This window comes from Kitasatospora sp. NPDC007106, assembly GCF_040634455.1.
Classification (GTDB): Bacteria; Actinomycetota; Actinomycetes; order Streptomycetales; family Streptomycetaceae; genus Kitasatospora; species Kitasatospora arboriphila.
On sequence record NZ_JBEYFP010000229.1, the window covers coordinates 1 to 8,649 of the forward strand.

General features: G+C 75.2%; 13 protein-coding genes. 3 read left to right on the forward strand and 10 right to left on the reverse strand.

The window, feature by feature from the left end; all coding sequences use genetic code 11:
- Positions 1–38: 38 nt before the first annotated feature.
- Complete coding sequence (locus ABZ641_RS18830; RefSeq protein WP_359983156.1) at positions 39–560, reverse strand: hypothetical protein; 522 nt, start codon at positions 558–560, stop codon at positions 39–41.
- Positions 561–1,046: 486 nt separating this feature from the next.
- Positions 1,047–1,499 (reverse strand): rhodanese-like domain-containing protein, encoded by a 453-nt coding sequence (locus ABZ641_RS18835; protein ID WP_344624542.1) that lies wholly within the window; start codon positions 1,497–1,499, stop codon positions 1,047–1,049.
- A gap of 133 nt (positions 1,500–1,632) precedes the next feature.
- On the opposite strand from ABZ641_RS18835, the gene ABZ641_RS18840 reads away from it, so the two are divergent.
- Entirely contained in the window at positions 1,633–2,670 is a 1,038-nt protein-coding gene (locus ABZ641_RS18840; protein WP_344624543.1) for a helix-turn-helix domain-containing protein, read from the forward strand.
- A 19-nt stretch (positions 2,671–2,689) separates the two neighbouring features.
- On the opposite strand, the gene ABZ641_RS18845 is transcribed toward ABZ641_RS18840, so the two are convergent.
- A complete protein-coding gene (locus ABZ641_RS18845) occupies positions 2,690–3,454 on the reverse strand; it encodes a MerR family transcriptional regulator (RefSeq protein ID WP_359983159.1) in 765 nt (254 codons plus the stop codon).
- A gap of 172 nt (positions 3,455–3,626) precedes the next feature.
- Here ABZ641_RS18845 and ABZ641_RS18850 point away from each other — a divergent pair, with 172 nt between their 5' ends.
- Complete coding sequence (locus tag ABZ641_RS18850; protein WP_359983162.1) at positions 3,627–4,475, forward strand: aquaporin; 849 nt, start codon at positions 3,627–3,629, stop codon at positions 4,473–4,475.
- Here ABZ641_RS18850 and ABZ641_RS18855 read toward each other — a convergent pair.
- The 7 genes from ABZ641_RS18855 to ABZ641_RS18885 all read right to left on the reverse strand — a co-directional run bounded on the left by ABZ641_RS18855 (position 4,361) and on the right by ABZ641_RS18885 (position 7,990).
- Positions 4,361–4,921, reverse strand: coding sequence for an NAD(P)H-dependent oxidoreductase (locus ABZ641_RS18855; protein WP_344624546.1), 561 nt, complete (start codon positions 4,919–4,921; stop codon positions 4,361–4,363). The two genes, ABZ641_RS18850 and ABZ641_RS18855, sit on opposite strands and share 115 nt — an antisense overlap.
- Positions 4,922–5,041: 120 nt before the next feature.
- Entirely contained in the window at positions 5,042–5,467 is a 426-nt protein-coding gene (locus ABZ641_RS18860) for a PPOX class F420-dependent oxidoreductase (protein WP_344624547.1), read from the reverse strand.
- Between the two features lie 91 nt (positions 5,468–5,558).
- Positions 5,559–5,981 carry a MarR family transcriptional regulator gene (locus ABZ641_RS18865; RefSeq protein WP_344624548.1) on the reverse strand — a complete coding sequence of 141 codons (423 nt, stop codon included), beginning with the start codon at positions 5,979–5,981 and terminating at the stop codon, positions 5,559–5,561.
- A 191-nt stretch (positions 5,982–6,172) separates the two neighbouring features.
- Positions 6,173–6,502 (reverse strand): thioredoxin, encoded by a 330-nt coding sequence (gene trxA / locus ABZ641_RS18870; RefSeq protein WP_344624549.1) that lies wholly within the window; start codon positions 6,500–6,502, stop codon positions 6,173–6,175.
- A gap of 12 nt (positions 6,503–6,514) precedes the next feature.
- The gene (locus tag ABZ641_RS18875) at positions 6,515–6,955 is read right to left on the reverse strand and encodes a MerR family transcriptional regulator (protein WP_344624550.1); all 441 of its coding nucleotides are present in this window, start codon (positions 6,953–6,955) and stop codon (positions 6,515–6,517) included.
- 55 nt (positions 6,956–7,010) lie between these two features.
- A complete protein-coding gene (locus tag ABZ641_RS18880) occupies positions 7,011–7,439 on the reverse strand; it encodes a hypothetical protein (protein ID WP_344624551.1) in 429 nt (142 codons plus the stop codon).
- Positions 7,440–7,519: 80 nt separating this feature from the next.
- Positions 7,520–7,990 carry a MarR family transcriptional regulator gene (locus tag ABZ641_RS18885; protein WP_344624552.1) on the reverse strand — a complete coding sequence of 157 codons (471 nt, stop codon included), beginning with the start codon at positions 7,988–7,990 and terminating at the stop codon, positions 7,520–7,522.
- Positions 7,991–8,114: 124 nt separating this feature from the next.
- Between ABZ641_RS18885 and ABZ641_RS18890 the strand changes: the two genes are divergently transcribed.
- A complete protein-coding gene (locus tag ABZ641_RS18890; protein WP_344624553.1) occupies positions 8,115–8,525 on the forward strand; it encodes an organic hydroperoxide resistance protein in 411 nt (136 codons plus the stop codon).
- Positions 8,526–8,649: the final 124 nt, after the last annotated feature.

The following is an 8,649-nucleotide window of genomic DNA, read 5'->3' on the forward strand; positions in this document are numbered from 1 at the left end:
GCGGGGCACCCCGCGCGGGGTGCCCGGCCGTCGCCGTCTCAGCCGAGGACCAGCTGCCCGGCGGTGTCGCCGACGGTCGGCGCGGAACTGCCGGAGCCGTCGAGCAGGGCCTGCCCCACCAGCTGCACCGAGGCCTTCTGGTAGCCGGTGAGCTTCAGGCGGTAGGTGAGGGTGCGGCTCTGGCCCGGTGCGAGGGCGAAGGGCGCCGAGGGGCCGTGTCCGCCGCCCGTCCCGGTGCTCAGCGGCAGGGCCGTCCAGGTGGAGACGTCCTTGCGCTCCAGCACGGCGGTGGCCTGCTGCCCGCCGGCCGGGGCGGTCGGGGCGGCGAGCCCGGGCTCGTCGAGGGCGAGCACCGGTTCGACCCGGCCGTAGGCGTTCTGGGTGAGGTTGGTCCAGGTCACCGGGAAGGTGACCGTCCGCACCCCGCCCGCGGTGGTCACGGACGCCTCGCCGATCAGGACCTTGACGTCGCCGGCCCGGCCCTTGTGCAGGACGTCCCCGCGCCCGCCGACGTCGAGGCCGTCCAGGATCCTGGTCAGGCCGTCCTGATGGACGTGCACACCGCAGCGAGGTTGCAGGCGGGGGCGGGATTTCTTCCGCGGCACCCCGGGCCCGCCGGGAGGAGAACAGCAGGACGGGGCGCCCGGCCTCGTTGCCGGACACCCCGTGGGCGGATCAGCGGCGGGCGCCGCGGCGGCCCCAGCCGGACATCCGGATCGGGGCAGGAACATTCTTCGTGAATCGGGCGACAACGGGCGTGCTCATGGCGTGACCCCCCAATGAGATCGCTGCGGATGTGGTGGTGGATGTGTACGGCGAGGCCCACCGGTCGGCTCAGCCGCACCGGCCCCGTCCCCCGGGCCCTCGCCTGACGAATCAGCATCCTCCCCGACGGACGGGGCGGGCTCCCACTGCTTTTTTCGCTGCCCGCCGTGCTCGGCGTGCTGCTGCCCGCCGCCGGTCTCGGACACATCTTCAGATTAGGCCCGGGCACTGACAATCCGGCCGCGCCAAGGCCTCCACCGCTCCGCCGCGGTCGGGTGCGGTCAGCAGACCAGCCCGAGGTCGGCGGGGCCGGCGGTGCGCGGGTCGATCGGACGGCGGCCCTCGGTGGGCCAGCCCTCGCGGACCCAGTACTCCAGGCCGCCGATCATCTCCTTGACCTCGCGGCCGAGCGCGGCAAGCCGCATCGCGCCCTTGGTTGAGCCGTTGCAGGCGGGGCCCCAGCAGTACACCACCAGCAGTCCGGACGGGAGTGCGGCGACCCGCTCGGCGGTGATCTCCGCGAGCGGCAGGCTGATCGCACCGGGCAGGTGGGCCTTGCGGTGGGCGCCCTCGGCGCGGACGTCGACCACGGTGAAGTCCTGTTGCCCGTCGCGCATGGCGTGGTGGACGTCGGCCGGGTCGGCCTGGCAGCCGAGCCGCTCGGCGAAGAAGGCGAAGGCGCGCTCGGGGGCGAGGGCGGGGATCTCGGTCACGGGCGAGGCGGTGGCGGTCATCGGTGGGCTCCTGTCGGTCCGGCTGCCGGTCTGCTGCGACGGGATCGATCCTCGCGGCGGGCCGGGCGGCCCGACAGTGGCGCGGACGACTACACTCGCCAAGATCCCGCCAGCCCGGACGAAGGGGGCCGCCGTGGCCGTCCACCCGCAGAGCGGCCCGGTGCCGGTGGCCGTCGGCCGCCGGCCCGAGCCGGTGCACACCGTCGCCGTCTACGCCTTCGACGGCATGGCGCCGTTCGAACTGGGCGTGGTGGTCGAGGTGTTCGGGCTCGCCCGGCCCGAGCTGAGCGGGCTGCTGGCCGCGCCCTGGTACGACGTCAGGGTCTGCGCCGACGAGCCCGGAACGCCGCTGAACGCGGTCGGCGGGTTCTCCCTCACCGCGCGGCACGGGCTCGACGACCTGGCCGCCGCGGACACGGTGATGGTGGTCGCCGTCCCGAACCCGTTCGGCGGCGCGGTCTCGCCCGGGCTGGTCGCCGCGCTGCGCACCGCGCACGAGCGCGGCGCCCGGATCGTCTCGATCTGCTCGGGGGCGTTCGCGCTCGCCGCGGCCGGCCTGCTGGACGGCCTGGAGGCGACCACCCACTGGCGGTACGCCGACCTGCTGCAGCAGCGCCACCCTGCGGTGCGGGTCAACCCGGACGTGCTGTACGTGGACAACGGCACGGTGCTGACCAGCGCGGGCAGCGCCGCCGGCATCGACCTCTGCCTGTACCTGGTGCGGCGCGACCACGGGGCCCGGGTGGCCAACACGGTGGCCCGGCGCTTCGTCGTCCCGCCGCACCGGGACGGCGGCCAGGCGCAGTTCATCGAGGCGGCGGTGACACCGGTCGCGGCCGAGGACGACGGCGTCGCGCGCTCCATGCAGTGGGCGCTCGACCAGCTCGCCGGGCCGCTCACCGTGCCGCTGCTCGCCCGTGCGGCGCGGATGTCCGAGCGCTCGTACCTGCGGCACTTCACGGCCCGCAACGGCACCAGCCCGATGCGCTGGGTGACGGCGCAGCGGGTCGCCGCCAGCCTGCCGCTGCTGGAGTCCCCGGAGGGGACGGTGGAGGAGATCGCCGCGGCGGTCGGCTTCGAGAGCGCCGCGACCTTCCGGCACCACTTCGGCCGCACCATGCGGGTCTCCCCCACCGCCTACCGCCGCACCTTCGGCCGCGGCGCGGCCTGACGGCCGGGCCGCGGGCCGCTCACGCCTCCCGGCGGTCGGCGTTGGCGACGATGGCGTCGCGCAGCCACCGGGCCAGGCCGGGGGCGATCTTCTCGTAGGTGGCGGTGAACCGGGGGTCGGCGAGGTACATCTCGCCGAGGCCGCGGTGGATGGCGTAGGTGCACTCGTAGAAGTTGCCGGTGATGTGCTGCCGGTGCTCCTCGGCGAGGGCGGCGCCCTCCTCGGAGTCGGGCGCGGTGCCGGCCGCGAGGGCCTCGGCGAGGCGGGTGTTGAGGGCGTCGGCCTCGGCCTTGATCCGCACCCAGTCGGCCTTGCTGTAGCCGCCGGTGCGCCGCTGGGACTCCTTCCAGGCGTCGGTGCCGCCCCAGCGCTGCTCCGCCTCGTCCTCCCAGCCCTCCTGGTAGTCCTTCCCGAACACCTCGAACTTCTCCTCCGGTGTCAGCTGAATGCCCATCTTCTGTGCCTCCATGGCTCGTTCGACCGCCGCGGCGAGTTCCTGGAGGTGCCGGATCCGGTCGCCGATGAGCCTGCGCTGGCGGCGCAGGTGTTCGTTCGGCGAGACGGAGCGGTCGTCCAGGATGTCCGCGATCTGATCGAGGGGGAAGCCGAGTTCGCGGTAGAACAGCACCTGCTGCAGCCGGTCGAGGTCCTCGTCCTCGTAGCGGCGGTAGCCGGCCGGGGTGCGGCCGCCGGGTGACAGCAGGCCGATCTCGTCGTAGTGGTGCAGGGTGCGGACGGTGACCCCGGCCGTCCTGGCCACCTGGCCGACCGAGTAGCTGCTCATCGCGGGTGCTCCCTCCTCGTTGCCTCCAGCCTCCGGCCTCACGGTGCGTGAGGGTCAAGCCGGTTCCGGCGGCCCGGCCGTGCGAGTCTCCGAGCGGACGCCGGGCGGGCCCGGGTCCGGCCTGGCGCACCGGACAATTGTCGCCGCCCGGCAGCCCGGACACGATGGCGGCATGATGACGACTGCCCTGTTCAGGCGGCTGGCCGCGGAGGCGGTCGGCACGGCGGTGCTGGCCGCGGTGCTGATCGGTTCGGGGCTGCGGGCGGCGCAGCCGGGGCCCGCCGGTTCGGCCGCGGTGGGTGCGGTGCTGGCCCCCGCGCTGGCCCTGGGGGTGCTGCTCACGGTGCTGGCACCGGTCTCCGGGGCGCACCTGAACCCGCTGGTCACCGCCGCCGTCTGGTGGACGGGTCGGCGGGGCGGCGGGCCGTCCGGTCGTGAGCTGGTCTGCTATCCGGTGGCGCAGCTGGCCGGTGCGGTGGCGGGTGCGGCGGTGGCGAACGCGATGTTCGGCCGCCCGCTGCTGGAGGTCTCCGGGCGGCGGCTGGCCGCGGGGCCGCTCTGGCTGGCGGAGGCGGTGGCGACCGGGGTGCTGCTGCTGGTGGTGTGCGGGCTGCGGCACGTGGGGCGGGGCCGCTGGGCGCCGGTGGCGGTGGCCGGGTGGGCGGTCGCGGCGTGCTGGGGGACGTCCTCGGGGGCGTTCGCCAATCCGGCGGTGACGGCGGGCCGGGCGCTCTCCGACGGGGCGGCCGGGATCGCGCCCGGCTCGGTGCCGGGGTTCGTGCTGGCGCAGTGCGCGGGTGCGGCCGCGGGGCTGCTGCTGGTGGCGCTGCTGTTCGGCCCGCGGGCGGCCGCTCCGGACGGCGCTGCGGGCCCGGTCGGCCCGGTCGCCGCGGCGGGTCGGGGTGGTCAGGGCGCGGCGAGGAAGGACTTGGCGGCGAGCAGGGCGTCCTCGTCGGCGAGCACGTCGCCGGGCCGGCTGCCGGAGCCGAGCAGCAGGCCGCCCCAGCGCATCGACAGGTAGTCGGCGCTGCGGCGGAGCATGCCGGCGAGCGGGTCGGCGTCGGCGGGGTCGGTGCCGGCGTAGGCGCTGACGGCCCGCAGGGTGCGGCCGGCCATCCGGGCCTTGAAGTCGGTGCCGGGGACGCGCATCCAGCCGGACCAGTGGTCGAGGTAGTGCTTGACGGGCGTGCTGACGCTGTACCAGTACAGCGGCGAGACGATCACCAGGTCGGTGGCGTCGAGGGTGGCGTCGAGCAGGGTGCGGGCGTGACCGGTGGGCGGCGGGTAGCTGCCGTCGTGGCGCTGGTCGGCGAAGGCGGGCAGCGGCAGGTCGGTGAGGGTGAGCCACTGCTGCTGCGTACCGGCGGGGAGGTGCTCGGCGGCGCGCCTGGCGAGCAGTTCGGCGTTGCCGCCGCTGCGGGTGGAGCCGAGCAGGAAGAGGAAGCGGCGCGGGGCCTGGTCGGCCATCGGGTCTCCGGGTGTCGTCGTGCGGCGCGGGTCGGCGGTGGCCGGCCGAGGCGTGCAACAACCCGGCCCGCGGCGGTTCTTCCCGCTGCGGGCCGGGACACCCGGTGTTACGGCACGGGCTCAGGCGGAGATGGCGCCCTGCGCGTCGACCTTCTCGATCCTGAGGCGGACGAGGAGTTCGCCGGGGACGCCGTTGCGGGCGGCGAACTCCTCGGCCCGGTCCTCGCCCATGTAGCGGGCGCCGATCCGGCCGGCCCAGTGCCGCAGTTCGGCCGGGTCCTCGGAGAGTTCGGCGCGGCCCTGCACCAGGACGAAGGAGTACGGCGGCTGCTGGTCGTCGACGCAGAGCATGGCGCGGGGGTCGCGGGCGAGGTTGCGTCCCTTGACGCTGCTCGCACCGGTGTTGAGCACGACGTCCCCGCCGTCCAGCACGAACCAGACGGGCGTGACGTGCGGCCGGCCGTCCGCGCGGGTGGTGGCGAGCTTGCCGGTGCGGGTGCCGTGGGAGAGGAAGGCGCGCCATTCGGGCTCGGTCATCCGTGTCATGCCGCCATCCTTGCGGCTGCGGCCGGGCGGCCCGGGGCGGCGCGCCGTCGCGCCGGGCGCCCCGGGGGCCGGGTGCGCCCGGGGCGGGCGGTCAGTCCCCGGCACCGTACCGGGTGAGGTAGCCGGCGAACCGCGCGATGTCGTCGTCCGTCCAGTCGGTGAAGCGCTCGCGGAAGGCGAGCCGGCGGCGCTCGGCGGCGTCGGCGAGCAGCCGCAGTCCGTCCTCGGAGGGGCGCAGCAGCTGGCCGCGCTGGTCCTCCGGGTCGGGTTCGCGGGTGATCAGGCCGAGCTTCTCGAGGGCGTTGACCTGTCGGCTGACGGTGGACTTGTCGAGCATGAAGTGGGCGGCGAGGTCGGCGGCGCGGCAGCTGCCGCGCTCCTTGACCAGGTCGAGCATGCTGTAGGTGACCAGCGACAGGTCGGGGTGCATCTGCGCGGCCTTGTGGCGGGCCCGGCGGGCGAACGCGGTGAGCTCGCGCTGGATGGCGTCCAGGGCGGCGTCGCGGTCGGGCATGCGTGCTCCTTCGGTGGGGGACGGCGGGGACCACCGTACGGCGCGCGGGCGGGATGTCCGGCACCGGCCACCAAGTTGCACTTTACAACCTAGGCCCGGAGGAGTACGTTCCGGTACGGACGGGTTCGCGGGCGGCGGCCCTGGACAAGCCGCCGCCCACCTCCCGCGCGTCCCGGCGGCGCCGGGGCGCCTCAGAGCACCTCGGCGAGCTCGCGCAGCAGCCGGGCCTTGGCACGGGCGCCGACCATGCTCTTCACCGGCTCGCCGCCGCGGAAGACCATCAGGGTCGGCATCGAGAGCACCCCGTAGCGGGCCTGCGTCTCGGGGTTGGTGTCCACGTCGAGCTGGACGACCCGCAGCCGGTCGGCCTCCTCCCGGGCGACCTCGGCCAGCACCGGGGCGATCATGCGGCAGGGCGGGCACCAGGCGGCGGTGAAGTCCACCAGCACCGGCCGGTCGGCCGCGAGCACCTCGGTGGCGAAGGTGGTGTCGGTGACCTCGTCGATTCCTGCGAACGCCATGGGTGTTCCTCTCTACGTCGGGTCGGGACGGCCCGGGCGGGGCCCGGGGTGCGGGGCCAGTTCGCAGCGCGGCTCGGGCCCGCCGGGCAGGTCGGCGGCGGCCTCGAACTCGGCGCGGGCGAGCTGGGCGGCGACCTCGTCGCGGACGGCCTGCAACCGGGCGACGACGGCGTCGAGTTCGGCGAGCTTGGCCCGGTAGACGTCCAGCGAGGCCGGGCAGGAGTCGCCTGCCGGGTGTCCGGCCTGCAGGCACTCGACGAACGGCCTGGTCTCCTCCAGTCCGAAGCCGAAGTCCTGCAGGATCCGGATCTGCCGGAGCAGCCGGAGGTCCTCCTCGTCGTACTCGCGGTAGCCGTTGCCGGTGCGCCGGGCGGGCAGCAGTCCGCGCGACTCGTAGTACCGCAGGGTCCGTGTGGTGGTGCCCGCCCGCCGGGCCAGCTCGCCGATCCGCATGCCCCCGACGGTAGACCTTGCCGCGGACGTCAACGCCAGCCCGTCCGTCGGGGAATCAGCCGTTGGCCTCCCGGAGGTCGGCGACCGTCCGGTCGGAACTCCGCACGGCGTACCGGACCCGCAGCGTCGCTCCGCCCGCCCACCGTTCGTCGACGGCGACCAGGGCGAGCCCGCCGGCCGTGCCCGCGGGGCGGGCCGTCCAGGAGTCGGGGGCGACGGCCGCCCGGAAGACCGGGTCGGCGCCGGGGTGGCCGGCCCGCCACGCGTCGAGGCGGGCGTTCAGCTCCGGGGCCAGCCACTCGGCGCGCACCTCGGAGGGGGTGAGGCCGGGGCCGGTGCCGCGCACGGCGTCCCGGTACGCGGCCAGGAAGCCGCGCACCACCGCGGTGTCAGCGTCGGCGGAGGCGGGGCCGGGGGCCGGGCCGGGGGCGGCCGCGAGGGTCAGGGCGGCGAGGCAGGCGAGGCCCGCCGGCGGGGTGCGCACGGCGCCCAGCCGACCACGGGCCCGGGGCGCCGCGGCGGCGACACACGGGCCGTCACCCGGACGGGTCGGGCCGGGACGGCTCAGAGCGTGGCGGCGGCCTCGTCCAGGGCGGTGGTGATCCGGCCGAGGAGCTGCTGCAGCTGGGCGAGCTCCCCGACGGTGACCGAGGAGGAGCGCAGGATGCGGCGGGGCACCGCCTCCAGCGCCTGCTCGCGCAGGGCGGCGCCCTCCTCGGTGAGGCGGACGGTGACCGAGCGCTCGTCCTCGGCACTGCGTTCGCGGCGCACCCGGCCGGCCGCCTCCAGCCGCTTGATCAGCGGGGAGAGGGTGCCGGAGTCGAGCCGCAGCCGCTCGCCGATCTTCTTCACCGGGAGGTCGCCGTGCTCCCAGAGCACCAGCATCACCAGGTACTGCGGGTAGGTGAGGCCGAGGTCCTTGAGGACGATCCGGTACACGCTGTCGAAGGCGCGCGAGGCCGCGTGCAGCGAGAAGCAGATGTGGCGGTCGAGGCGGAGCAGGTCCTCCTCGGGCACCGCTGGCAGTGCGGTCATGCCTCCCAGGATAGCCGGGTCGCCGACATTTTAGTTGTGCGCAATTTAGTTGTGTGCTCTACTTGTGGTCGCAGGGCAGCCGGGACCTCCGGCCGCCGCTCCGATGTGGGAAGAGGACGGGTCCATGGACGCGCTGTACACCGCTGTCGCCACCGCCAACGGCCGCGAGGGCCGGGCCGTGAGCTCCGACGGACAGATCGACCTGGCGCTGGCGATGCCGCCGGCGCTCGGCGGGAACGGCCAGGGCACCAACCCCGAGCAGCTCTTCGCGGCGGGCTACGCGGCCTGCTTCGCCAGCGCCCTCGGCCTGGTCGGCCGGCAGTCCAAGGTCGACACCGGCGACATCTCGGTGACCGCCGAGGTCAACATCGGCAAGGACGACACCGGCTTCGGCCTCTCCGTGGTGCTGCGCGTCGAGGTGCCCGAGGCGCTCGCCGGCGAGACCGCCGAGCTGCTGGTCAAGCAGGCCCACGAGGTCTGCCCGTACTCCAAGGCCACCCGCGGCAACATCCCGGTCCAGCTGATCGTCGAGTAACCGCCGCGGGGCGCGAACGGGGGGAACCGGGGAACCGGGGGAACCGGGGGAAACGGGGGAAACGGGGGCGACGGGGGAACGGGAACGGCGGACCGCCGGGGCAGGGAGAGTGCCCCGAGATCGG